This is a genomic window from Natrononativus sp. DTA114, from assembly GCF_059736515.1.
Genome location: NZ_JCASSN010000001.1, coordinates 1030146 through 1054392, shown reverse-complemented (window position 1 = coordinate 1054392; position 24247 = coordinate 1030146). Strand labels below are relative to the sequence as shown.

Genomic DNA, 24247 nt, shown 5'->3' with positions numbered 1-24247 from the left:
CGCGACGGCGCTACTCGACGATGACGACCGCCGACTCGGTCTCGAGCATCTCGCCGGCGCCCGAGTAGGTCCGCTCGAGTTCGACCTCGAACAGATCGTCCTCGAGTTCCTCGTCGGCGACTCGGAGCACGCCTGCATCGTCGTCGATCTCGTAGTCACCCGCCTCGATCCCCGAGTCGATCTCGCCGACCTTCGCGCCGTAGCGGGGTCCGAGCGTCGAGTAGTCGAGGTCGATCGAGGCCACCTCGGTGGTGATCTCCGGGGGCTCTGCGAGCGTCTCGAGATTCTGAACGTGCATCACGTTCTGGATCGCGTCCTCGAAGCCCTCGATCGGCCCGAAGACGGAGACGGACTCGAGTTCCTCGTTCAGGGGCAACTGGCGCTCGGACTTGTACCGGCGGAGCGCGGAGATGACCTCCATCGCCGTTTCGCCGGCCTCGAGATCGGCGTCGTACCCGCGTGGCGTAGGCCAGTCGCGGGTGTGGACGCTTTCGAAATCGTCGCTCGCGGCGTCGGTGCCCGCTGCGTACACCGACTGCCAGATCTCCTCCGTGGCGTGTGGGAGATACGGCGCCCACAGCTCGAGGAACGTTCTGTGAGCGGTTCGCAGCGCGTACTGCGTCGACGGATTGTCATCGCGTCCTTTGGCGATCTCGAGGTAGTCGTCACAGAACGTGTTCCAGAAGAACGTTCTGAGGCGGTTGCGGGCCTTCGCGAACTCGTAGCTCTCGAGGTGGTCCGTCAGCTCCTCGACGGTAGCGTCGAGTTCGGCGAGCAGCCAGCGGTCGATGGCCTCGAGTTCGGCTGGCTCGTCCGGGTTTGCGGGCGCGAGCGTGTCGACGAGCTTCGAGGCGTTCCAGAGCTTCCGGAGAAGCTTTTCGCCCGCGACGATGTCCTGGTCCTGGTACGGGAAGTCGTCGCCGACGGCGGCGCTGGCCGCCCAGAAGCGCACCGCGTCGACGGGGTACTCCGCGAGCACCGCGGCGGGTTCGACGACGTTGCCGCGGGACTTGGACATCTTCTCGCGGTTCTCGTCGAGCACGTGGCCGTTGATCAGCGTCGCGTCGAAGGGGACCTCGCCGGTGTGCTCGTAGCACTTGACGATGGTGTGGAACAGCCAGAACGAGATGATGTCGTGGCCCTGTGGACGCAGGTCGAACGGGTAGAGTTCGGGGTTCGACATCGTGAACTCCTCGCTCTCTTCGTCCCAGTCCCAGCCCGCATTGATCAGCGGGGTGAGCGAGGAAGTCGCCCAGGTGTCGAAGACGTCCTCCTCGGGTTCGAACGACTCACTACCGCACTCGGGACAGGCGTCGACCGGCGGCTCGTCGGAGAGCGGATCGACCGGGAGGTCCGCTCGCTCGGCCATCACCGGGTGGTCGCAGTCGGCGCAGTACCAGACCGGGAACGGGATGCCCGAATCGCGCTGGCGGGAGATCAGCCAGTCCCACTCGAGGCCCTCGATCCAGTGGCGGTACCTGGTAAACATCTTTTCGGGGTACCACTCCATCTCGGCGCCGGCCTCGAGGTACTCCTCCTTGTGATCCAGAATCTCGACGTACCACTGCTTCGACACCCGGTACTCGACGGGGGTGTCACAGCGCTCGTGGACGCCGACGTCGTGGACGATCTCGCGCCGATCCCGGAGGTAGCCGGCCTCCTCGAGGTCGTCAACGATGGCTTCGCGGGCCTCTTCCGTCGAGAGTCCCTCGTAGTCGCCCGCGAGGTCGGTCATCGTCGCGGTTTCGTCGATGGCGACCCGCAGCGGGAGGTCGTGAGCCTGGTACCACTCGATGTCGTTCTGGTCGCCGAAGGTACAGCACATCACGATCCCCGACCCCTTCTCCATATCGACGCGGTCGTCGGCGATGATCGGCACCTCGTGGCCGAAGATCGGGATTCTGGCGGTCTCGTCCACGAGGTCCTGGTTCTCCTCGTCGTCGGGGTGGACGAAGACGGAGACGCAGGCGGGGATGAGTTCGGGCCGGGTCGTGGAGATGACGAACTCCTCGCGGTCCGTTCCGTCGGTTGCTAGCTCGAACGCGATGTCGTTGAAGTGCGAATTCCGCTCGTCGTCCTCGGTTTCGACCTGTGAGATCGCCGTCTCACACTCGGGACACCAGATCGCGGGTGCCTTCTTTCTGTACTCCCGTCCCTTCTCGTAGAGATCGAGGAAGGAAAGCTGCGAGATGCGCTGGACGCGGGGCTCGATCGTCTTGTAGGTGTGGCCCCAGTCGATCGAGCAGCCGAGGGACTGCATCTTCTCGGTGAACTCCGCCTCGTACTCCGCACAGACCTCCCGACAGAGCTGCTGGAACTCCCGACGCTCGTAGTCCTGGTGACGGATGTCGAGGTCCTCCTCGGTCAGCCGTTCGGAGGCGATCCCGTTGTCGTCGTAGCCGAACGGAAAGAGGACGTCGCCGTCGGCCATCCGCTGGAAGCGGGCCGCGAAGTCCTGCAGGGTGTGGCCGTAGAGGTGGCCCATGTGCAGACTCCCGGACACGGTCGGCGGCGGGGTGTCGATGGCGTACGTCGTGTTCGGGTCGGCGTCGGGGTCGCCCTCGTAGGCGTAGGTTTCGGCGTCGACCCAGCGCTGTTGCCACTTCGGTTCGATCTCGGCGGGGTCGTAGCCGCCCTCGAGACCCTCCTTCTGTTCGGGGCTGTCCATACTCATGCTGTCACCGCCCGCTGGGGGCGCGTTCGTCGTCTCGAATGTGGGTGTCGATCTGCCATACTGGTCGTTGTTCGCTGAATGCTGGTCGGCTACAATACATCCGTCGAATCGCTGTGAGGAGGTGGGCCTAGGCGGCCCCTACGAAAACGGCGGCTTGAGGGCCGTCGGCGCGACCGATGAGGGTCGTGACGGACTCGTCCATACCCACCTGTTTCCGGGCGACCATGTTAGCTGTTTCGCGTCCACTCGCTACGGGGTGTCCTGTCTGATCACCGCCCGCGACTCCGTCGCGTGGTGGAGTTCACCCTCGAGGTACGTCGCCAGTCGCTCGAGAAACAGGTCGTCGACGCTCTCGTCGTCGACCCCGACGAGCGTGATCTCGTCGTGTGTTCCGGGGTCGTGATCCCCCTGCATGATCAGCGAAAATAGCTCCCGCGGGGTGACCGGTTCGCCGGCCTCGAGACGTCCGGCGATCCCCTCGAGGGTCGCTTCCACCGTCGTTTCGACCTCGAAGGTGACGTCGACGGCGGCGGTCGCATCGTGTTGCTTCGCCGCGTACGCCTCCTCGGAGCTACGAACCGCGGGAACGAGCACGTCCTCGAACTCCAGTCCCTGCTCTTTGGTGCCGACGTAGGCAAAGGCGACCATCGCCCGAAGCCCGTCGAGGAAGGCGTCGTCGGTCGCCACGTCGTCGAACACCTGCCGACGGTCCTTCGCCGAGAGCGTGTGCAACAGCACGTCGAAGTCGAGGACGGCGTGGCGCACCCGGCCGCGGATGCGCGCCTCTGCGTTTCGCTTTGACTGGTCGTGGCTCATTTCCCGCTCGCCGAACAGGTACGCCCGGTCGGCCGGACTGAGTATCCCGCGGTCGCGATCTGTGTCTGTGTTCATAATCGGTTTTGAATTATACGTCGTTTGATTCTATCCGAACTGGTATCAACGCTCGGGTTCGAGTGGGCACATGAGACGACTCGAGCGACGGGATTCTGTAGCGTTCTCGCGACGGATGGGGGCTGACCGGTGAGGGGACGACTCGCCGACCGCTACGCGGAAACGATCGTCGGACACAGCAAACTCGTGGTCGTCTGTCTGCTCGTACTCACCGCCGTCGTCGCCGCCGGTGCGGCCGTCGGCGAAACCGAGGACGGCGGGATCGGCCAGTTCGACGTCGACTCCGAGGAGACCCGCGCGCTCGAGGAGATCGAAGAGACCTACGACACGGACGACCGGGTGGTCACCCAGATCGTCGTCAGAGACGAAGGCGGCGACGTGCTCACGAGAGAATCGCTGCTCGAGAGCCTCGAGTTACAACAGGAGGTGCGGGACAACGAGACGCTGAACGCGACCCTGAGCGACGAGGGGTTCGTCGGCCTCGAGAACGTCGTCGCGACGGGGGCGGTGTTCGAGGATCGCGCGGCGGCGGCGAACGGGCCGCCCGACACCAGCCAGCCGACGATCGACGAGCAGGTCGAGGCGCTCGAGGACCGCTCGGACGAGGAGGTCGAAGAGCTCCTGGCGGAAGTGCTCGATCCCGATTCCGACATGCAGGGAGAGGACCCCTACGAGTTCCTCCCCGCCGACTACGAACCGGGCGAGACGACCGCCGACTCGCGGATCACGTTCCTCTTCCAGACCGATGACAGCGGCGAGGACGAGGACCCGCAGGCGGCCTACGACGCCCAGGTCGCGATCGACCAACTGGTCGAGGACCGCTTCGACGACGCGTTCGTCTTCGGCCAGGGGATCACCGACGCGGCGAGTTCGAGCGCCGTCGGCGACAGCTTCGCGATCATCACGCCCGTCGCGCTCGTCCTCGTGCTGGGCGTGCTCGCGATCACCTATCGGGACGTCGTCGACGTACTGATCGGGCTGTTCGGCATCGCGCTCGTGATGGCGTGGCTCGCCGGCATCCAGGGTTGGCTCGAGGTGCCCTCGAGTCAGCTCCTGATCGCGGTTCCGTTCCTCCTGATCGGGCTCTCGATCGACTACTCCCTGCACGTCGTGATGCGGTATCGGGAGGCGAGAAACGGGCTGCTCGAGGAGGAGCCCCCCGAGGGATCGGCGACCGACGGGCCGGTCGAGGACGGTGGCTATCTCGACGCCGGACGGGGAATGGCGTTGGGGCTCGCGGGGGTCGTCCTCGCGCTCGCCGCCGCCACCTTCTCGACGGGGGTCGGGTTCCTCTCGAACTACGTCAGCCCGCTGCCGGCGATCCAGGACTTCGCTCTGCTCAGCGCGGGGGGAATTCTCGCTACGTTCGTCGTCTTCGGCGCGCTCGTCCCCGCGCTGAAGGTCGAAGTGGATCGCGTACTCGAGTCCCGGTTCGGCCACGACCGGCGAAAACAGCCGTTCGGCGCTGGCGGCGGCGTCGCGAACCGCGTCCTCTCGCGGGGCGTCGTCGTCGCGCGGAAGGCACCCCTCGCCGTCGTCCTCGTCGCGCTCCTGCTCGCCGTCGGCGGCGCCTACGGCGCGACCGGGATCGACACGGAGTTCAACCAGGCGGACTTCCTGCCGGAGGACGCTCCCGAGTGGGCCAAGTCGCTTCCCGGCCCGTTCGCACCCGATACCTACACCATCAGCGACGACGCTACCTACCTCGGCGATAACTTCCGCGAGCGCGGGGAGGGCAGTCAGTCCCAGATCCTGTTACAGGAGGACGTCACCGACCCTGCGACGCTCGTCGCCGTCGAAAACGCGACGGGATCGCTCGAGGGGAACACCACGATCGCGGTTCGCTCCGACGGCACGGCGGCGGTCGAGAGCCCGGTGAGCGTCCTTCGCGAACTGGCGGGCGAGAACGAGACGGTCGCAACTGCACTCGAGGAGCGCGACACGACCGGCGACGGCCTCCCCGACGAGGACCTCGCCGGCTTCTACGACGTGCTGTACGAGGCCGACGAGGAGGCCGCGGCGGCAGTGCTCCACCGAAGCGACGAGGGCGAGTACGAGTCCGCGCGTCTGTTGCTCTCCGTTCGCGGCGATGCGGCCGCCCAGGATATCGCCGACGACACCCGCGACGTGGCGAGTCTCATCGAAAGCGACGCGCCGGTGACGGCGACCGCCGCGGGCGGGCCGGTGACGACGGCGGTGATCCAGGACGCCTTACTCGAGACGCTTGTCCAGGCGTTCGCGGTCACGTTGGCGGTGATCCTCGCGTTCCTCACGGTCCTCTACTGGGTGCGCCACCGGGCGCTCACGCTGGGTGCGATCACGCTCGCCCCGGTGGTGGCGGCGCTCGCCTGGCTGCTCGGAACGATGGCGCTGCTCGATCTGCCGTTCAACAGCGAGACGGCCGTCATCACGAGCCTCGCGATCGGTCTCGGCGTCGACTACAGCATCCACGTCGGGGAACGGTTCGTGGCTGAAAGGGAAGAACGTGAGTCGCTTGAGGCCGCGCTCACCGCTACCGTTACGGGCACCGGCGGCGCCCTGCTGGGAAGCGCGGCGACGACGGCGGCCGGCTTCGGTGTCCTCGCGCTCGCGCTCGCGCCGCCGCTCCAGCGCTTCGGACTCGTGACGGGTCTGAGCATTATCTTCGCATTCGTCGCCTGTCTGACTGTGCTCCCGTGTCTGCTCGTGCTCAGAGAGCGTGCGATCGCACGGCTGGCGTGATCAGGGACGGCCAATGAGTTATGCCCGTTGGCGTGGGCAACCCCGACATGGATACGGCACCGAACCTGGCCAACTACGAGGGGCTCTCGGAGGTATTCGAGTGGGACAGCATCTACGCGGACGCCGACTGGGACGCGCCCGACGAGATCAACGTCGCCCACGAGGTCTGCGACCGCTACCGGACCGACCGGGGGACCGTCGCGCTCTACTTCGTGGGGGCCGACGGTACCCGCGAGCGGATCACCTTCTGGGAGCTCTCCCAGTGGTCGAACGCGTTCGCGAACGTCCTCGAGGATCTCGGGATCGAGCGGGGCGACCGCGTCTTCGGCTACATGCCCCGGATCCCCGAACAGTACGTCGCGATGCTCGGCACGCTGAAAACCGGGGGCGTGTTCGGCGGTATCGACCCCCAGTACGGCCCCGACCGGGTCGCCTATCGGCTCGCGGACAGCGGGGCGCGGGTCGTCGTGACGACACCCGAGAACCGGGAGACGGTCGCGAGAGCGCTCGAAGACGACGATGTCGCCGTCGAACACGTGATCGTCGTCAGCGACGACGGCATCGGCATCCGCCAGGGCGACGTGAGCTACTACGAGGCCCTCGAGAACGCACCACTCGCGTACGACGTCGCCCGGACCGGTGGGTCGGACCCGGCCCTGCTCTACTACACGAGCGGAGCGACGGGGTCGGCGAAGGGAATCGTCCACGGCCACCGATGGGTCGTCGGCACCGCCGCGGCACAGCTGTACGGTGCCGACCTCCTCCAGCACGAGACGGACCTCTACTGGGCGACCGGCGACCGGGGGTGGCTCACCGCCCCCGTCAACGCTCTTGGCACCTGGTTCTGGGGCCACAGCCTCCTCGCGTACGACGGCGACTTCGATCCCGAGACGTGGATCTCGCTGCTCGAGGAGTTCCCGGTGACGGTGCTCTCGAGCGTTCCCGCCATCTACCGGGGTCTGCAGGACCACGAGGCCGACCTCGCCGACGCCGACCTCGACCTCCATCGGGCGATCAGCACCGGCGAACCGCTCGACGCCGACCTCATCGAATGGGGGGAGGAAGTCCTCGGGACGCCGATTCACGACAGCTACGGCCAGGCCGAGACGGGCAACATGATCGTCAACACCTACCCGTCGATCGAGACCCGGCCAGGTAGTATGGGAAAACCGCTCCCAGGCGTCGAGGTGGCAGTCGTTGACCCTGACTCCGGCGACCGTCTCGAAGCCGACGAGCTGGGACAGATCGCCGTCGGCGGGGAGTTTCCCTCCTTCTTCCTCGGCTACTGGGAGGATCCCGAGCGCACCGACGAGGCGTTCGTCGGCGACTGGTACCTGACGGGTGATCTCGGCAAGGAGGACGCGGACGGCTACCTCTGGTACGAGGGGCGGGCCGACGACGTCATCATCAGCGGCGGCTCCCGGATCGGTCCGGTCGACGTCGAACGTGCCCTGCGCGAGCACGAGGGAGTCGCCGAGGCCGCGGCCGTGCCCACGACGGTCGACGCCGACGGCAATCCGGTCGAGGACGACCGCGACGTCGACCTCGAGCAGGCCGTCAAGGCCGTCGTCGTCCGCGCCGACGGGGCGGAGACCGAGGACGAACTCGCGGCGTCCATTCGAGAGCACGCTGAAGCGACGCTCCCGACGCTCGCCGTGCCGGCGGCGATCGAGTTCCGCGAGGTGCTCCCGCGGACGGCGACGGGACAGCTCAAGCGCGGCGAACTCGCCGACTGAGCCGTCGCCGCGGGCGAGCTACGCTCGCGGATCCGGAACCGTATCCGAGTGAGCGCGAACCCACAGCTCCCCGATCCGCGAGAGGCGCGTCCGGTAGGACTTCCCGTGTTCCTCGCGCTCGATGTAGCCCTTGCCGCCCGGCCCCAGCCGGTCGACGTTGTAGATGACCTTCGAGCGGAAGCTGTCGGTGTACTCCTCGTTGAGCTCCCGCGAGAGGGCTTCCGCGAGTTCGGAGACGGAGTCGAACTCGCCGTCCTCGCCGAGTTTGTACAGGATCAGCTCCTCGAACGGCTTTACGTTCGAGAACGATGCGACGGGGAGTTCGACGATGTGGCCGCCGTCGATCTCCTTCGCACCGATGGTTGTCCCGCGCTCGTCGAACTCCGCGAGCAGGTCGCGAGCGCTCTCGAGGCGGTCGCGCACCCGTTCGCGCTGATCGCCGTCCCCGTCGATTCCCGCACCGTCCGCGAGCAGTTCCTCGAGCAGCGTCGCGCCCTCCCGAAGCTCCTCGGCGAGTTCGGTCTCGAGGTACTTCTCGGGCGCCGTGTAGTAGGTGTGGATCTGCTCGCGGTCCTCCTGTCGTTCGACCATCAGGGAGTGGGCAGCGGTGGCAAAGGCGAAGCTCACGGTTCTGGGCATCGCGGCGACGTTTACCCACACCTCGTTCCCGCGGTCGAGTTCGTCGTTGATCAGCTCGTAGGCCTGTTCGAACGCCTCGTCGTAGTCGTAGACGTCCTCGAGAACGAACCGCTCGGTCGCCGCTCCCAGCAGGTTCTCGAAGTCCTGCTCGAGTTTGCGCGAGAGGTGCCGAGAGTACTCGACGTTGGCCTCGCTGCCGACCGCGCCCTCCAGCAGAATGACGCGGTCGACGTCGCACTGATCGCGCACGAGGGGGGCGATCAGCCGGTCGTAGTCGAAGCCGACCGGGACGATGTGCGTTTGCATGTCTCTGCGTTCTCAGGTCAGGGCTAAAGGTCGTTCGACACGAACCGATCGTGGTCTCAGTCGCCGTCTTCGTCGGCGGCCTCATCGGCGGTTGCCTCGTCGCCGTCGTTCCCGCCGATTTCGAGCCTTCGAACGACGTCCAGCAGCCGCTGTTGATCTCGCTCGATGTCGGTCTCGAGCCCGGCAACTCCCTCGAGTGGCACCACCCCGCCGGCGACTGCGAAGCTCTCCGCGGTGGGCCACACCGCGACGTGGGTTTCGGCGGCCACGGTCGGTGGATCGTCAGCTTCGTCCTCACCGCACTCCGACGCAACGGGGTACGCCGTTTCGAGGACGTACCACCGCCCCTCGGTTCCGTCCTCGCGGCTGAGTTTTCCGACCCGTTTCTGGTCGCCGACCGCGAGCCCTTCCTCCTCGAGGGTGTCGACGAACTGTGACTTCGCCTTCGGGGCAGCCAGGTCGATCCCCGATGAGGGGGTGATTCCGACCGCAGAGAGCGACGGCGAGAACGTGAGCTCGATTGCAAAGAGGGATCGAAGCGGTACGTCGATCTCTCCGGGCTGAACCGCCTCGAGGTCGTCGGCGCTTGGAACGTGCTCGTAGAGAGTCGTCTCCGCGGTTACCGAGGCGAGGGCGATCCGGCTGCTGTCGGTTCGGGTGCCGACGACGCGCCAGTCGTCGTCGAACGGGGGCGGCAACTCCGTCGTCATCGGTTCGAAGTACGTCGAGGGGACTTTTCGGCGTGACGGTTCCGCCCATACGGTCTTCTGTAAGTCATTACCGGTGCACCCACGACCCGTCTGTGACTGCACCAGTAAACAGTTACAGCAGTCCGTATCAGTCCATGCTCGTCGCGCCGGTGGCAACGTCCGCCTGGGTGTTCCACAGCTCGGCGTAGGTGCCGCGGTCGCCGACGAGGTCGTCGTGGGTGCCGCGCTCGATGATTTCGCCGTCCTCCATGACGACGATCCGATCGGCGTTCCGGATGGTCGACAGCCGATGAGCGATGACGAAGGCGGTTCGGTCGGCGATCAGTCGATCCAGATTGCGCTGGATCAGCCGCTCGGTCTCGGTGTCGACGTCGCTGGTCGCTTCGTCCAGGATCACGACGGCGGGATCGTTCAGGATCGTCCTGGCGATCGAGATCCGCTGTCGCTGGCCGCCCGAGAGCTTCACGCCGCGCTCGCCCACCGCCGTGGCGTAGCCGTCGGGGAGGTCTTCGATGAACTCGTGGGCGCCGGCAGCGCGGGTCGCCTCCTCGATTCGCCGCTCGTCCTCGCGAGTGGTCTCGCCCGCCCGCAGCCGATCGAACAGCTCCCGGTCGCCGTAGGCGACGTTCTCGCGGATCGTCCCCGAGAACATGTACGGGTCCTGCTCGACGATGCCGACCTCCTCGCGCAGCGCCTGAACGTCGTACTCGCGGACGTCGACACCGTCGACGGTGACCCGGCCGCCGTTCACGTCGTAGAACCGCGAAACGAGTTTGAGCAGCGTCGACTTACCGGAGCCGCTGGTGCCCGCGAGTCCGACGGTAGTGCCGGCGGGGACGTCGAGCGAGACGCCCTCGAGGATGCGTTCCCCGTCCTCGGAGTAGCTGAACGTGACGTCCTCGAACTCGACCTCGCCGGCGAGGTCGTCGTCGGGGACGACCGCGTCTTCGGGGGACGTGATCGTGGGTTCGTGTCCCAGAACGCCGAACACCCGCTCGGCGCTCGACTTCGTCTTCTGGTACTTGTTGGCGGTCTTGCCGATGCGAGTCATCGGACCGTCGATGTAGCGGAGATACATGAAGAAGACGACGAGCGTGCCGGCGGTGAGCGTGCCTGCGACGACCTGTTGGCCGCCGAAGACGAGGATCGAGACGAACATCGCGCCGACGAGCAGCCGCAGCGAGGCGAAGAAGGCCTTCCGGATGCGGATTGCGTCGATCTTCTCGTCCCGGTACTCCGTGCTGTGGCCGTCGACGCGGTCCAGTTCGACGTCGTAGCGGTCGAAGGATTTGACGATGGTCGGCCCGCCCAGATTGTTCGACAGCCGGGTGTTGAGCGAGGCGACCAGTTCGCGGATGCGCTTGTACTTCGGCTCGATCCAGGTGATGAACTTCCCCGTCGAGAGGGCGATGATGAGCACCGGGACGAGGACGAACGGCGCGAGCATCGGCGCCTTGAGCAGCATGTAGCCGCCGACGAGCGTGAAGATGACGACCGCGCGGACGATTTGGCGGATCTCCGTGTTGAAGAACTCCTCGAGCCGGTTGACGTCGTTGTTCAGGATCGACATCATCCCGCCGGTTTCGTGGTCGTTGAAGAAGCCGAGCGAGAGCCGTTGCATGTGGTCGTAGGTGTCGTGGCGCAGGTCGTGTTGGATCTTCTGAGCGGTCGTCTGGAAGCAGTACCGCGAGAGGAAGTGAAAGATCGCCTGCGTGACGTACGCGCCGACGGCGACCAGCGCGAGGGTGTACAGCAGGCTCAGTCGCTGACCGGTCGCGTCGGCTGGAATCACCTGACTCGTGACGAGGCCGAACTGCGCGAGCTCCTGGGGGTCGCCCGGCGCCTGGATCACGCGGTCGAGGACGGCGGCGATCACGAGCGCCGGCAGCAGTTTAGCGGCCCGGTTGATTACGGCCGCGACGACGCCGACGGAGAGGCGCTTCCAGTAGGGGCGGGCGTACGCGAACAGGTTCATCATCGGGTGGCCGTCGGCCTCGTCGCGGACGTCCTCGAAGCCGCCGGTCGTCTCGGAGCTCGCCATTGCTAGTCGACTCGGACCAGTTACCGTCGGCTGCCTGAAAAAATCCACCCCGGCGGTAGCTGGTTCGCCGTCCAAAACCTTGATGCGGGGAGGGGTGGATGCTGCCAGTCGATGCGAGCGCCGCCGGCCTTCAGTCGGCGCGCAGTCCGTCGAAGTAGATCGCGCGCCGCTCGTCGGCTGCGGGAGTCGTCAACCAGGAGGCGCCGACAGTGAGGGCGAGCCCCAGGAGCATGCCGATGAGGCCCGCCGACCAGCCGGCGTAGGTTCCCGGAACGGGGGTGAACAGACTCGAGAGGTAGAACACTTGGCTGCCGACGATCCCGGCGGTGATCCCCGCACGGGTGGTCCGCCGCCAGTAGAGCGCGACCATCACGGGGAGGGCGAGCTGGGCGAATCCCGAAAACGCGGCCTCACCGATTTCGAACAGCGTCGCGGGGTTGTAGAGGCTCGCGACGAACGTAGCGACGGCGAAGACTACGACGCCGACGCGGGCGAGCAGATCTTCACGGCGAGCCGAGAGGTCGCGGTCGACGAACGGCCGGTACAGGTCCCGCGTGAAGTACGACGATCCCGAGAGCAGCATGGAGTCCGAGGAGGACATCATCGCGGCCATCGCGCCGGCGATGACGAGGGCGGCGAACCAGAGCGGCGTGTACTCGCCGAGAACGACGGGCAGGATGTTGCCGGTCTCTCCCATCTCGAGGCCCAGCCCCCGCGCCCAGACGCCGAGCATGAACGCCGGGAGGAACAGCGCGACGCAGAGCACGGGCCAGAGGGCGAACGATCGCTTGAGCACCGTCTTCGAGCCCGCGACGAAGAAGCGCTGGTTCACCTGCGGGAACATGGCGACGCCGAAGCCGATCACGATCGCCGTCGAGAGCATCCACTGCGGGGTATAGAACCCGCTGCCGAGGGCGAGGAACTCGTCGCCCGCGGGCGAGCTCTGGAGCGCGGCGGTCACCTCTCCGATCCCGCCGGCGGCGACGAGCACCCAGAGGGCGGCGACCCACGTCGTTGCGAGCATAAAGGCCCCCTGGAGGGTGTCGGTCCAGGCGATCCCCCGAAAACCCGCGACGACGACGTAGAGGATCATGAACAGTGTGATCAGCCCCGCCCCGAGCCCGTAGGAGACGGCGCCGTCGGTGAGCGCCTCGAGGGCGGTCCCCGCGCCGACCTGCTGGAGCATCACGTACGGAAACAGCCACAGCAGGCTGACACCGGCGACGAGCCCCCGCAGTCGGCGGGACCCGAAGCGGTCGCCGAGCATCTCGCCGAGGGTAACGTAGTCGTACCGCTGACCGAGCAGCCACTGCTTGTAGCCGATCACGTACCAGAGGATCGCGAAGATGATGCCGTCCATCAGCCCCATCACGAGGACGTACTCGGGTCCGTTTCGGTAGGCGACGTTCGGACCGGCGAAGAACGTGAACGCCGAGAGCAGGGTTGCGAAGGTGGTGAACAGCAGAACGACGGTTCCGACGGTCCGGCTCGCGAGGTAGAAGTCCTCGGCGGTGCGCTCGGTGACCCGGTAGGCGACCAGCCCGATCGCCAGCGCGAGCAGGAGGTAGCCGACGATGATGCCGAGCTGGAGCTCGAGGCTCACGAGTCATCGCCCCCGTGATCGGCTACCGTCGGAGTTGGTTTCGGCTCGATACCTAGCCCCCAGGCCCTGTCGGCGAACAGCCAGAACACCACCGAGGCGAGACACATCCAGCCGATGTGCCACCAGAGCCAGAGCGGGAGCCCCGCGAAAACGGTCTCGTTACCCCAGAGGAACCACGGGATCGACAGCGCGATCAACACGACCGCAACGGAACTCCACCCGGCGAGTTCGATTCGACGCATACGCGGTCTTCGTTGACCGATATGGGTAATTGTTTCTATTCGAACGCCAGTATCGAAGACATTTAGTCATCACTCTCGGTAGCTGCGAGCCCTCGGCTGATTTTCCAAGCTAAAATCGCTCTTTCACGTTGGGAAAGGAGTATATGTGTCGTCTGAGAAACGTGAACCGAGACTCTCATGGCCCGTCTGTTTCCCCTCCGATCGGAGACGCCTGCCCAGGAGGGACAGCCGCGGGTCGTCGATCTCGCAGACGAGGACGCCGACGCCGTGTTCGGCGCGCTCTCCTCGACGACGGCCCGCCGGATCTACGCGACGCTCGACGACGAACCCGGTACCCCCAGCGACATCGCCGACTCGATCGACTCCTCCATCCAGAACGTCCGCTATCACTTAGAGAAACTCGAGGACGCCGGTCTGGTCGAGGTCGTCGACACCTGGTACTCCTCGCGGGGCAACGAGATGAGCGTCTACGCCACCGCCGACGGCCCGCTGATCGTCACCAGCGACGAGTCGAAGGCGGCCCAGCTCAAAACCGCACTCTCCCGGTTTATCGGCGGCCTCGGCGCGCTCGCCGGCGGCAGTCTGCTCGTCCAGTACGGTCTCGAGCAGTTCTTCGCGCCGGCGGGCGAGTCGGTTGAAACCGAGAGGGCGCCGGGCGACGAGGCAAACGGTGCCGCCGCCACGAACGAGACGACGGGCGTCGACACCGCCGACCGGGACGACGAGGACGCCGCGGCGGAGCCGGCGGAGACACAGGACGAGGCAGACGGCGATGCGGCCGATGAGGACGCCGGCTTTACCACGCAGGACGAGACTGCGGAGGAAGATTCCACGGAAGGGGATATGGCCGCGGACGACGCCGGGGAAGCAGACGACGTCGAAGACGCGGACGGAACGGACGCCGCGGCGCCGTCTGACTCGGAGTACCACATGGATGAGCCCACGACCGTCAACGATACCGCGACGCCCGAGGCGACCACCGACGGTGGTCCGGAGGTGACGGAGGCGATCTTCGCGACGATCCCTCCAGGAGCGCTCTTCTTCCTCGGCGGATTGGTCGTCCTCGTCGCCGTCACCGTCTACTGGTACTGGGCAACCAGCTACTGACGGCATCCCGATCTCCGAGCAGGTGACACGAATCGAGTCGGGCGAGCGACCGGCTATCTGGGTTACTGATACGTCCGTCCCGAATCCTCGCGCGTGTCAACAGATATTTGCCCTCCACGGGCCAACGATACGGTATACAGGTACCATCCATCTCGTCCCCTCCCGGGACGGATCTCCCATGGAAGACACATCGAAATATCTCATTCACGCGACCGTTACGGCCAACGGGGTGGTCGAGCGTAGCGACGTCGTCGGCGCGATCTTCGGGCAAACCGAGGGACTCCTCGGTGACGACCTCGATCTTCGCGATCTCCGTCAGTCACAGAAGGTCGGCCGCATCGACGTCGAAATCACGAGCACGAACGGGAGCTCCAGCGGCCACCTGACCATCGCGACCAGCCTCGACAAGGTCGAAACCGCCACGCTCGCCGCCTCCCTCGAGACCATCACCCGCGTCGGCCCCTGCCGGGCGGACCTCGAGGTGACCGAGATCGAGGACGTCCGCGCCGCAAAGCGCAAGGAGGTCGTCGACCGGGCGAAGGAACTCCTTCGAACGGGGTTCGACGACAGCGTGATGTCCTCCGAGGAGATCTTAGCGGAGGTCCGCGAACACGTCCGCGTCGAGGATATCACCGAGTACGAGGGGCTCCCCGCGGGACCCCGGGTCACCGATAGCGACGCCATCATCGTCGTCGAGGGGCGTTCGGACGTGCTCACACTGCTCAAGTACGGCATCAAGAACGCTATCGCCGTCGAGGGGACGAACGTGCCCGACGCCGTCGCCGAACTCACGAACCACCGAACCGTGACGGCGTTTCTCGACGGCGACCGTGGCGGTGACCTCATCTTAGAGGAGCTCTCCCAGGTCGGCGACATCGACTACGTCGCGTTCGCGCCCGGCGGCTCGTCGGTGGAGGATCTCGATCACCACCAGGTGTTCGCCGCGCTTCGCAACAAGACGCCCTACGAGACGGTTTCCGGATCGGGAACGCCGCGCGACGCCGTCGCGATCACCGACGGGAGTACGGTGACGACGGACGCTTCGGGCGCCGACGCGACGCCCCCGAACGCCGCTACCGGGACGGAATCCGCCAGCCCCGAGCCGTCACCGGCGGCAACCGAGACGCCGGCGGTCACTCCCGACGACCCCGCAGACGAGGACGACACCGAGCCGGTGACGGTGTACGATCACGCGAACGACGTTATCCGCGCGGGAACCGACCGCGTTCGATTTCTCGCGGAGGGGGAGGTTCTGGCCGAGGAGAGCGTCGGCGCGGCCTACGATACGCTCGAGGCACTCGAGCCCGCCCCGACGACGGTGCTCCTCGACGGCATTCTGAGCCAGCGCCTGCTGGATCTGGCGGCCGATCGGGGCGTCGAGCGGATCGTCGCGCGGTCGCTCGGCCAGTTCACCAAGCGACCGACCGGGGTGCGCGTGTACGGGATCGACGACATCGCAGAGAGCGCCCCCCGTTAGCCCAGTACCGCCATCGAGAGCACGACGAGGGCGCCGAAGATCGCCCCCGACAGCGTCGCGAGGAAGTTCACTCCCTGATTGCCGAGCATCGATCCCTCGAGCGTCGCGCCCAGCAGACTGTCGACGGTCATACCGACGATGCCGGCGGTGACGATCACCGCACCGCCGCCGATCCCCACTGAATCGAAGAGGGCGACCGAGAGGGCGGCGACGACGAGCGCGCCGGCGGCGCCGGCGACCTCGCCCTGCCAGGTGACGCCGCCGTCGGTGCCGGGTTCGACGGGCTCGAAGGTCGTGATGAGCCGCGGCTGATCGAAGACGCCGCCGATCTCGCTCGAGAGGGTATCCGAGAGTGCGGTCGCGAGCGAGCCCGCGAAAGCGAACAGAAAGAGGTCCGGATCGACGGCGAGCAGCTGGCTCGAGCTGGCGGCGTAGCCGAGGACGGCGATGAGCGCGACGGCGGCGTTGCCGAGGACGTTGCCGGTTCCGCGGGCGCCGTCGTTGTCCTCGGCGATTCCGCGCTCGGCCTTCTCGTCGTAGCGGAACTTCGTCGAGAGGCTGCCGATGGCGAAGAAGGCGATCAGGACGACGAACCAGCTGTAGCCGCCGAGAACGATCGTCAGCAGGGCGAGCAAGACGCCGGTGAGCATCCCGGCGACGGAGGCGGCCGCCAGCGCGTAGGAGGCGTAGCCGATCGCGAGCGTGATCGCGAGTGCGACGGCGATTCCGGAGACGGTGAGCGCCGGCTCGAGTTCGGCGAGCAGCCACAACAGGAGCCCGACGAACAGCATGATGATCGGGTCGTCGTAGCTGATCAGCATATCCCGCAACAGCGCGGCCAGCAGGGCGCCGCTCACGGCGAGGAAGACGACCGCCGGAAACGCAGTGGTAGTCCCCGCGATCGCGTCCGCGAGTAGCTGTCCGGCGACGGCGGCGAGCGCACCGCCGGTGGCGAACGCCGCCGCCTGGATGGCTGGTCCGTCGACCCGGGCGCGAGCGAGTTGCTCGGTGAGGTTGCCGTAGCCGACCAGCAAGACGGCGCCGACGAACAGCGAGAGCGACATCGTGGAGTTGACGGCGACGAGTCCGAGCGCGATCCCGGCCAGGACGAACGTCAACAGCCCGTAGAGGCGCTGATCCTTGTAGTCGCCGGGGTAGGCGAAGAGATCGAACACCGGGCCGTCGGTGATGACGAACGCTCCCGCCAGCAGGACGGCGGCGATCGGCACCGCTGCGACCGGGCCGATCAGCGGAACGGCGAGCGAGAGGAGACAGAGCGCGGCAAACGCACCTGCTCGCCGAACGGGTGTGGTCACGATATCGTCTCCTTTCTGTGGTGATCACTTTAACGTTCTTGAACCCGCATCCCTGCCGCCGACTGGCGGTTCGACGGCTCGCTTCCGGGGCGAGGACAGTCACGACGGGACCGCCACCGAAACTCGTAACGGGTATGACGCCGGCTCCGGAACTCTCCTCCGTGGGTCTGTACGAACGCTATCTCGCCCTCCGAATTCGCCGCCACGACGGGACGCCGCCGGATCACGTCGCACTCGTCATCACCGAGCGCGACCTCCTGGAGCAGGGTGCATACGAGACGCTCACCGACTTTTTCGACTGGGCGTTCGAGCACGCCTCTCGGGTCACCGTCTACGTCAGCGTACTGGACACGGCGGCAGTGCCGACCCTGCGACGAGAGCTCGAGGAGCTCGACGCACCCCGTGCGGTGGTCGTCCGCAGTCCGGAGGACGTGACGCAGGCTGAGGGGCCGATCCAGATCGGTATCGGCCTCGGCGGGAAACACGAGTTCACCAGCGCCATCCGAACCCTCGCAGAGCGCGTCGAGGCCGGCGAACTCGCGCCGTCCGAGATCGACGACGACCGCGTCGAGCGCCACCTCGTCTTTCCCGCCGAACCGGATCTGGTGATCAAGACCGGCGCCGAGCGGCTCTCGGATTTCATGATCTGGCAGTCGGTGTACTCGGAACTCTACTTCACCGACGTCAACTGGCGGGACTTCCGCGAACGGGACTTTCTCCGGGCGGTCCTCGAGTTCTGTAACCGATCGCGGCGTTTCGGCGAGTGAGGACCGGCCGCCACAATCTGACCGTTCTCGGTCAGTCAGCCGCCTGACTTCCTGACTCGAGTTCGTCGTCGTCCGGGCGCTCGCCGGTCGGCAGCGAGTCGCGGAACCGGTCGACGATGGCCCGCGCCTCGGTGAGTTCGCGGTCGCGTACGGCACCAAGCAGCGCGATCGCCCGGCGGGCCCGGGTCCGGCGCCACGACGCCTCCCGTGACTCGTAGGTCCGGATTCCCCGCAGGAAGTCGGCCTTCGAGAACTCCGGCCAGTAGGGCGTACAGAAGAAGACGGCGGCCTCGTTGCCGTTTGCGTGCCAGGGCAGGAAGTTCGAGGTCCGCTCGTCGCCCCCGGTCCGGATGATCAGGTCGACGTCCCGCACCGGCTGGTCGTACAGCCGCTCTTCGACGGTTTCGACGTCGACCTCCTCGGGTTCGAGTTCGCCCGCCTCGACGTCGCGAGCAACGCTGCGGGCGGCACAGAGCAATTCCGACCGGCCGCCGTAGGCGAGGGCGACGTTGAGAACGAACCGATCGTAGTCGCGGGTGCGGTCCTCGGCGTACTCGATGACGTCCTGGACTCGCTCCGGGAGCCGGTCGATGTCGCCGATCACCCGAATACAGACCTCGTTGTCGTGAACCTTTTCGGCGTCGGCGAACTCCCGAAGCTTTCGACAGAGCAGGTCGAACAGCGCCTCGCGCTCCTCGGGCGGGCGGTTGAAGTTCTCCGTCGAGAACGCATAGAGGGTGAGCTCCTCGACGCCGATCTCCTGGCACCACTCGAGGACCTGCTCGGTCGTCTCGGCGCCGGCGTGGTGGCCATCGGTGGCCTCGGCACCGTTCTTCCGGGCGTAGCGCCTGTTTCCGTCCTGGATCACGGCGACGTGGGTCGGTGCACCGGCGACCTCTCGGGAGAGCAACTGCTCGTAAGCGTCTCCGACGCGCCGGCGGAACCACCCGGTCATCATCACAGCAGACTGTACCGAACACTATGTGTCTTGTGTGTTCGGACTGTCAGAGAATCGAGAGAGCCAACGAATCGTGACGGCTATCCGTCCGGGCGGCCTCGGTTCGAGCGATGGCAGACACGATCGACGACGACCTCTACCGGCGGACGAAGGCGCTGCTCGAGCCGGGCGAGATCGAACTCAACGGGGCGGTCGTCCACACCGAGTACGGGGGCAACGAGGACGTCCGGATGATGCAGGCGACGATCGACGTCGGCGACATCATCGCCGAGCACGCGGGTCACGACCCGCAGGACTGCTACGTCTACTCCGGCAACGACGACACCGACTTCTCCTCGAATCAGCACCAGGGACTCACGCTCGAGGACGAGGAGTTCGTCTGGGAGTGCCAGCAACTGCTCCGAGAGGGGAGCTTCGACATCGTGATCTACTACGAGGCGAACGCCGATCACGAGGCGATCCTCGAGGAGATCCGCGACCTCGGCTTCGACGTGACGGGCGTCGAAGGCTGAGTCCGCGCGGTCACGACGAGGTTGGCTCGAGCCGCTCGCTCGCGGCGTCCGACTCGAGGACGAACGCGCCGAGACGAGCGCCCAGCGGGGTCAGTACGTAGCGGCTCTCCCGTTTTTCGACGAGCGATCCCCGCAGGCGGCCGAGGTGGTAGTTGAACCGGCCGGTGTCGTCGACGCCGACGCGAGCGCCGAGCGCGGAGAACGATAGTCCCGGCTCGTCTGCACGCTCCTGGTCCTGGCGGTAGAGCTCCCGAAGGATCCGCAGGCGCGTCTCGTCGCTCAGCAGGTCGAACAGCGCCGCCGCGGCCGCGGGTTCAGTCGGCATCGAACCGGACCTCGTCGATCGTCACGTCGACGACCGTCGGCCGCCCGTCGCCGTCGCGACTCCAGGCGAGCGTCGGGACGACCGGGTAGGTTTCGGCGCCGGCGTCGAACTCGAGGGTCGAGACCTCGCCGGTCGCCAGTCCCTCGACGATCCGTCGGCGGGCGGCCGGATCGAACGTGTTCATCGCGGCGACGCCTTTCCCCTGGCGGACGGCGATCACCTCGGCCGCGAGCCCGTCCGCGCCGGCCTCGAGGGTGACGCGGAGCGGGATCTGTGTGGCCGTCTCGGCTGCGTCGTCGCCCAGAAAGTCGAAGACCAGCACGGCGTCCTCGGCGCTCTCGAGCGTGTCAACGTCGCGGCCGAGCGGGTCCGGGCTGTAGGGTTCCTCCCAGGTCGGCTCGAGGGAGGCGTGCAGCGAATCGCGGACCTGACCCTGGATCTGCCGTTTCAGGTCCTCCGCGAACGCACCGGGGGAGTTGATCGGGTCCGGTGGTGTCCGTCCGCGGCGGGGCTGCTCGTCGTAGCCTCCCCCTCTCCCGTCGCCCTCGCGGCGAAGCCCGCGGTGGAGCACTTCCTCCCAGGACAGGTCGAGTTCGCGCTTGCGGGCTTTCATCCGCTCGAACACCTCGTCGTCGTCGATGGAGATCCGGATCTCTCGAGCCATATGTGAGTACCTAGCTAAACTAGTACTTATAATTTTTGTCCAAAACTCACATTGAACTCACATTCGACCGGCCCGGTCGGCCCCGGCGGCCGGTGCGGCGGCGCCGGGACGCCGTCCCGCGTCCCTTATGTCGCGTCGGTCCCGAGCCTCGAGTATGCACACTGACGCCGCGCTCACCGAACGTGAGCGAGCCGTCGTCAACGCCTTTCAGGGTGGATTCCCCGTCGTCGACGAGCCGTTCGAGCCAGCCGCCGCGGCTATGCGCGATGCGGGTGTCGAGATCGGGAGCGAGGAACTGCTCGAGACGATCCGCGACCTGGACGAGCGGGGCGTCCTCTCCCGCTTCGGCGCGCTGGTCAACGCCCAGGAGATCGGCGGCGCGGCGACGCTCGTCGCGATGCACGCCCCCGAAGACCGGTTCGAGGCGGTCGTCGAGGCGGTTAACGCCCACCGCGAGGTGGCCCACAACTACGAGCGCGAACACCCCTACCTGAACGTCTGGTTCGTCGTGAGCGTTGCAGACGACGAGCGGGTCGAGGAGGTGCTCGCCGAGATCGAAGCCGAAACCGGCCAGGAGACGTACAACCTGCCCAAACGGCGGGAGTTCCGCGTCGAGGCCAAGTTCTACGTCGACGGCCCGCTCGAGGGCGGTCTCGACCTTTCCCATCTCGGGCCCGACGTTTCCCCCGACGGTGAGTCGACGCTCACTCCCGCCGAACGGGATCTGGTGCTCGAGATCCAGGACGGCTTTCCGCTCACGGCGACGCCGTACGCGGACATCGCTGACGCGATCGGCCAGGACCGCGAGTGGGTGCTCGAGACGATCGAGCGGTTCGATCTCGAGGGGAAGATCCGCCGGGTGGGCGTGATCCCCAACCACTACGCGCTGGGCTACACCGAGAACGGAATGACGGTCTGGAACGTCCCCGACGACCTCGTGAGCGAGGTCGGCCCGGAGGTCGCCTCGCTCCCGTTCGTCACCCACTGCTACGAGCGGCCACGCCACGAGGGGGTCTGGCCGTACAACGTCTTCGCGATGACCCACGGCCGCAGCGAGGCCGAGAGCGACCGCCGGGTCGAGCAGGTCCGCGAGACGATGGCCGAACACTGGGACGTCGGCGACGACGACTGGGACACGCTGTTCTCGAGCCAGATCCTGAAGAAGACCGGAATCCGACTGGCCGAACGCGCCGACGCCAACACCGAAGCGCGCTGACGCGATCCCACATCCCTCACCTCCATGATACCCCTGCTTCACGACTTCACGAACGCGACGGTGCTCGTCGTCGGCGGCGGCCCCGTCGGCGCTCGGAAGGCTCGGCGGTTCGCCCGAGAGGCCGAGGTCGTCGTCGTGAGTCCCGAGTTCGCGGACGACGAGTTCGGCGACGCCGACCTCGTCAGGGCCGCCCTCGAGGCCGACCCCGTCGCAGTCGGCGAGTGGCTCGAGCGCCTCGCCCCCACGCTGGTCGTCGCAGCGACGGACGACGAGGCGGTCAACGACGCGGTCGTCACCGCGGCGCGCGACCGCAGCGTGCTGGTCAACCGGGCGGATCGGGCCGGCGACCGCGAGCCGGGGAGCGTCGTCGTCCCGGCGACGGTTCGCGAGGAGCCCGTCGTCGTCTCGGTTTCGACCGGCGGGCAGGCGCCCGTTCTCAGCAAGCATCTCCGCCAGGAACTCGAGACCGACCTCGAGGGGGCCGGCGAGATGGCCGGCCTGCTGGCGGCGCTGCGGGCCGAACTCAAATCGCAGGCGGTGCCGCCGGCGCGTCGCCGCGAGATCGTCACCGAGGTGGTCAACGCCCCCGACATTTGGACAGGTTTACGTACGGGTACGGCCAATGCCCGACAAGTGATCGAGGACGTGCTCGCCGAAGAAGGCTCGACCGGCGGTGGTATGTCGTGATGCACGCCGGCATCGTCACCGGCGCACGAGTGACCCACGAGAGCGGCGGCGTCGACGATCTCGCCGCTGCGAGCCCCGACAGCCAGCGCACCGGCGTGTCGGCGCTGCTGGGACGGGGACCCGTCGAGGAGGCGTTCGTCCTCTCGACGTGCAACCGCGTCGAAGCGTACGTCGTCACCGCAGACCCGGCCGTCGGCCGGGCGATACTCGAGGAGTTCTTCGCCGGCGTCGACGACGACGCACTCGTCGAGACGGGCCACGATGAGAGCCTCAAGCACCTGCTTCGCGTGGCGACCGGCCTCGAATCGGTCGTTCTCGGCGAGGACCAGATCATCGGCCAGGTCCGCACCGCCTACGAAGACGCCCGCGGCGTCGGCGCCATCGGCCACCTGCTCGAGGCCGCCGTCACCAAGGCGATCCACGTGGGCGAACGCGCCCGCACCGAAACGGGGATCAACGACGGCGTCGTCTCGCTCGGCTCCGCGGCGACCAGGATGGTCGAGCGGGAGATCGATCTCGAGGGTGCCACCGCACTCGTCGTCGGCGCCGGCGAGATGGGGCGGCTCGCGGCTCGCAGCCTCGTCGACGCCGGCGTCACCGAACTGGTCGTCGCTAACCGAACGATCCCCCACGCCGACCACCTCGTCTCCGAGTTCGCAGTCGACGGCGACGCAGTCCCCCTCGGTGGGCTGCGGACCGTTACCCCCCGTGCGGACGTCGTGGTCGCGGCCACCGGCAGCGACGAACCGGTCGTCGACGCCTCCCACCTCGGCGAGCGCGAACAGGTCGTCGTCGACCTCGGCCAGCCACGGGACGTCTGTCCGACGGCCGCCTCACTGTCCGACGTCACCGTTTACGATCTCGACGACCTCGAGACGATCACCGCCGAAACCCGCGAGCAGCGCGCCGACGCCGCCCGAGAGGTCGAGGCGATGGTCGACCGCGAGTTCGACCTGCTCCGCGACCAGTACAAACGCGCCCGCGCCGACGAGGTGATCGCGGCGATGTACGAGTCCGCAGAGCGGGTGAAGGGCCGCGAACTCGAAACCGCCTTCTCCCGTCTCGAGGGCGCCGAGTTCTCGGCTGAACAGCGAGAGATCGTCCGGTCGATGGCCGACGCCCTCGTGGGACAGCTGCTCGCGCCGCCGACCAAGAGCCTGCGCGAGGCCGCCGCCGAGGACGACTGGGAGACGATCAACACGGCGTTACAGCTGTTCGATCCCGAGTTCGGACCGGAGTCGCTGGTCTCGCTCTCGGAGACGGGCGTCGACGACGTTCCGATCAGCGCCACCGACGACGATTAACGGTTCTCGAGTCAGTGTCGGTCGGTTGCACTCTCGAGTAGAACAGCAACGCGTCGAGACGGCACCCCGATGGTGGTGGTATAGTATAACAACTGAAACGATTCACACCTGATCGCACAGCCGTCGTGCGATCAGGTGCGCACTGACTTTCAGTGGCTACTATAGTTTCGACGCCTCGCGTGGCATCGAAACGGTGGTGACAGGGAATTCGAGGCGACAGCCAGCAGATACCGTCGGTACTCGAACGGGTGCGCGTCGCAACCCTGGGGCCGCATTCTCCCCCTTCTCGTCGCACGCATAAAGGGGCGAGCCGTCCTCGGAGTGAAAGTGAAAGTAGTGGCGTCGTGGATG

19 protein-coding genes and 1 pseudogene are annotated in these 24247 nt (G+C 66.9%); 9 read left to right on the top strand and 11 right to left on the bottom strand.

The annotated features are described in order from the left end of the window. Positions 1-10: 10 nt before the first annotated feature. Both AC6I6S_RS05525 and AC6I6S_RS05520 read right to left on the bottom strand, forming a co-directional pair. Positions 11-2733, bottom strand: a pseudogene (locus AC6I6S_RS05525) (valine--tRNA ligase). 190 nt (positions 2734-2923) lie between these two features. After that, on the bottom strand, positions 2924-3565 hold the full coding sequence (locus tag AC6I6S_RS05520; protein WP_497948733.1) for a DUF8102 family protein: 642 nt from the start codon (positions 3563-3565) through the stop codon (positions 2924-2926). A 129-nt stretch (positions 3566-3694) separates the two neighbouring features. On the opposite strand from AC6I6S_RS05520, the gene AC6I6S_RS05515 reads away from it, so the two are divergent. Beyond that, entirely contained in the window at positions 3695-6286 is a 2592-nt protein-coding gene (locus AC6I6S_RS05515) for an efflux RND transporter permease subunit (protein ID WP_497948732.1), read from the top strand. Between the two features lie 47 nt (positions 6287-6333). Next, complete coding sequence (locus AC6I6S_RS05510; RefSeq protein ID WP_497948731.1) at positions 6334-8022, top strand: acetate--CoA ligase; 1689 nt, start codon at positions 6334-6336, stop codon at positions 8020-8022. Positions 8023-8040: 18 nt separating this feature from the next. Here the strand turns inward: AC6I6S_RS05510 and AC6I6S_RS05505 are convergent, their stop codons facing one another. The 5 genes from AC6I6S_RS05505 to AC6I6S_RS05485 form a co-directional block, all read right to left on the bottom strand. After that, a complete protein-coding gene (locus tag AC6I6S_RS05505) occupies positions 8041-8967 on the bottom strand; it encodes an HFX_2341 family transcriptional regulator (protein ID WP_497948730.1) in 927 nt (308 codons plus the stop codon). Between the two features lie 56 nt (positions 8968-9023). Next, positions 9024-9677 (bottom strand): DUF6517 family protein, encoded by a 654-nt coding sequence (locus AC6I6S_RS05500; protein ID WP_497948729.1) that lies wholly within the window; start codon positions 9675-9677, stop codon positions 9024-9026. 127 nt (positions 9678-9804) lie between these two features. Beyond that, on the bottom strand, positions 9805-11718 hold the full coding sequence (locus AC6I6S_RS05495) for an ABC transporter ATP-binding protein (RefSeq protein WP_497948728.1): 1914 nt from the start codon (positions 11716-11718) through the stop codon (positions 9805-9807). Between the two features lie 130 nt (positions 11719-11848). Then, positions 11849-13321, bottom strand: a complete 1473-nt coding sequence (locus tag AC6I6S_RS05490; protein WP_497948727.1) for a sodium:solute symporter family protein — start codon at positions 13319-13321, stop codon at positions 11849-11851. Next, positions 13318-13563, bottom strand: coding sequence for a DUF3311 domain-containing protein (locus AC6I6S_RS05485; RefSeq protein WP_497948726.1), 246 nt, complete (start codon positions 13561-13563; stop codon positions 13318-13320). The genes AC6I6S_RS05490 and AC6I6S_RS05485 overlap by 4 nt, the downstream gene beginning before the upstream one ends. 177 nt (positions 13564-13740) lie before the next feature. On the opposite strand from AC6I6S_RS05485, the gene AC6I6S_RS05480 reads away from it, so the two are divergent. Together AC6I6S_RS05480 and dnaG are read left to right on the top strand one after the other, a co-directional pair. Continuing rightward, the gene (locus AC6I6S_RS05480) at positions 13741-14670 is read left to right on the top strand and encodes an ArsR/SmtB family transcription factor (RefSeq protein ID WP_497948725.1); all 930 of its coding nucleotides are present in this window, start codon (positions 13741-13743) and stop codon (positions 14668-14670) included. 178 nt (positions 14671-14848) lie between these two features. After that, complete coding sequence (gene dnaG / locus AC6I6S_RS05475) at positions 14849-16147, top strand: DNA primase DnaG (RefSeq protein ID WP_497948724.1); 1299 nt, start codon at positions 14849-14851, stop codon at positions 16145-16147. Here dnaG and AC6I6S_RS05470 read toward each other — a convergent pair. Next, positions 16144-17463 carry a DUF92 domain-containing protein gene (locus AC6I6S_RS05470; protein ID WP_497948723.1) on the bottom strand — a complete coding sequence of 440 codons (1320 nt, stop codon included), beginning with the start codon at positions 17461-17463 and terminating at the stop codon, positions 16144-16146. The genes dnaG and AC6I6S_RS05470 overlap by 4 nt on opposite strands. 161 nt (positions 17464-17624) lie before the next feature. On the opposite strand from AC6I6S_RS05470, the gene AC6I6S_RS05465 reads away from it, so the two are divergent. Then, positions 17625-18230 carry an undecaprenyl diphosphate synthase family protein gene (locus AC6I6S_RS05465; protein ID WP_497949301.1) on the top strand — a complete coding sequence of 202 codons (606 nt, stop codon included), beginning with the start codon at positions 17625-17627 and terminating at the stop codon, positions 18228-18230. A 31-nt stretch (positions 18231-18261) separates the two neighbouring features. On the opposite strand, the gene uppS is transcribed toward AC6I6S_RS05465, so the two are convergent. Continuing rightward, positions 18262-19185 (bottom strand): polyprenyl diphosphate synthase, encoded by a 924-nt coding sequence (uppS, locus tag AC6I6S_RS05460; protein WP_497948722.1) that lies wholly within the window; start codon positions 19183-19185, stop codon positions 18262-18264. Between the two features lie 113 nt (positions 19186-19298). Here uppS and AC6I6S_RS05455 point away from each other — a divergent pair, with 113 nt between their 5' ends. Then, complete coding sequence (locus tag AC6I6S_RS05455) at positions 19299-19700, top strand: DUF5778 family protein (protein WP_497948721.1); 402 nt, start codon at positions 19299-19301, stop codon at positions 19698-19700. 10 nt (positions 19701-19710) lie between these two features. On the opposite strand, the gene AC6I6S_RS05450 is transcribed toward AC6I6S_RS05455, so the two are convergent. Further along, positions 19711-20025: a DUF7347 domain-containing protein gene (locus AC6I6S_RS05450; protein ID WP_497948720.1), complete on the bottom strand. Its 315-nt coding sequence runs from the start codon at positions 20023-20025 to the stop codon at positions 19711-19713. Then, positions 20015-20689, bottom strand: a complete 675-nt coding sequence (locus tag AC6I6S_RS05445; RefSeq protein ID WP_497948719.1) for a hypothetical protein — start codon at positions 20687-20689, stop codon at positions 20015-20017. The genes AC6I6S_RS05450 and AC6I6S_RS05445 overlap by 11 nt, the downstream gene beginning before the upstream one ends. A 154-nt stretch (positions 20690-20843) precedes the next feature. On the opposite strand from AC6I6S_RS05445, the gene ahbB reads away from it, so the two are divergent. Genes ahbB through hemA form a run of 3 tightly spaced genes read left to right on the top strand, consistent with a single transcriptional unit; the run spans position 20844 to position 23896 of the window. After that, complete coding sequence (ahbB, locus tag AC6I6S_RS05440) at positions 20844-21905, top strand: siroheme decarboxylase subunit beta (RefSeq protein ID WP_497948718.1); 1062 nt, start codon at positions 20844-20846, stop codon at positions 21903-21905. Between the two features lie 24 nt (positions 21906-21929). After that, complete coding sequence (locus tag AC6I6S_RS05435) at positions 21930-22592, top strand: precorrin-2 dehydrogenase/sirohydrochlorin ferrochelatase family protein (protein ID WP_497948717.1); 663 nt, start codon at positions 21930-21932, stop codon at positions 22590-22592. Next, positions 22592-23896, top strand: a complete 1305-nt coding sequence (gene hemA, locus AC6I6S_RS05430; RefSeq protein ID WP_497948716.1) for a glutamyl-tRNA reductase — start codon at positions 22592-22594, stop codon at positions 23894-23896. Before AC6I6S_RS05435 ends, hemA begins: the two co-directional genes overlap by 1 nt. The last annotated feature ends 351 nt before the right edge of the window (positions 23897-24247 follow it).

What these genes read in the sequence shown, in the direction of transcription:
- AC6I6S_RS05450 (WP_497948720.1), bottom strand. Translation starts at nt 20,025, where the DNA reads ATGCCGACTGAACCCGCGGCCGCGGCGGCGCTGTTCGACCTGCTGAGC.
- AC6I6S_RS05480 (WP_497948725.1), top strand. Translation starts at nt 13,741, where the DNA reads ATGGCCCGTCTGTTTCCCCTCCGATCGGAGACGCCTGCCCAGGAGGGA.
- AC6I6S_RS05505 (WP_497948730.1), bottom strand. Translation starts at nt 8,967, where the DNA reads ATGCAAACGCACATCGTCCCGGTCGGCTTCGACTACGACCGGCTGATC.
- AC6I6S_RS05485 (WP_497948726.1), bottom strand. Translation starts at nt 13,563, where the DNA reads ATGCGTCGAATCGAACTCGCCGGGTGGAGTTCCGTTGCGGTCGTGTTG.
- ahbB (WP_497948718.1), top strand. Translation starts at nt 20,844, where the DNA reads ATGCACACTGACGCCGCGCTCACCGAACGTGAGCGAGCCGTCGTCAAC.
- uppS (WP_497948722.1), bottom strand. Translation starts at nt 19,185, where the DNA reads ATGACCGGGTGGTTCCGCCGGCGCGTCGGAGACGCTTACGAGCAGTTG.
- AC6I6S_RS05495 (WP_497948728.1), bottom strand. Translation starts at nt 11,718, where the DNA reads ATGGCGAGCTCCGAGACGACCGGCGGCTTCGAGGACGTCCGCGACGAG.
- hemA (WP_497948716.1), top strand. Translation starts at nt 22,592, where the DNA reads ATGCACGCCGGCATCGTCACCGGCGCACGAGTGACCCACGAGAGCGGC.
- AC6I6S_RS05445 (WP_497948719.1), bottom strand. Translation starts at nt 20,689, where the DNA reads ATGGCTCGAGAGATCCGGATCTCCATCGACGACGACGAGGTGTTCGAG.
- AC6I6S_RS05455 (WP_497948721.1), top strand. Translation starts at nt 19,299, where the DNA reads ATGGCAGACACGATCGACGACGACCTCTACCGGCGGACGAAGGCGCTG.
- AC6I6S_RS05510 (WP_497948731.1), top strand. Translation starts at nt 6,334, where the DNA reads ATGGATACGGCACCGAACCTGGCCAACTACGAGGGGCTCTCGGAGGTA.
- AC6I6S_RS05520 (WP_497948733.1), bottom strand. Translation starts at nt 3,565, where the DNA reads ATGAACACAGACACAGATCGCGACCGCGGGATACTCAGTCCGGCCGAC.
- AC6I6S_RS05435 (WP_497948717.1), top strand. Translation starts at nt 21,930, where the DNA reads ATGATACCCCTGCTTCACGACTTCACGAACGCGACGGTGCTCGTCGTC.
- dnaG (WP_497948724.1), top strand. Translation starts at nt 14,849, where the DNA reads ATGGAAGACACATCGAAATATCTCATTCACGCGACCGTTACGGCCAAC.
- AC6I6S_RS05500 (WP_497948729.1), bottom strand. Translation starts at nt 9,677, where the DNA reads ATGACGACGGAGTTGCCGCCCCCGTTCGACGACGACTGGCGCGTCGTC.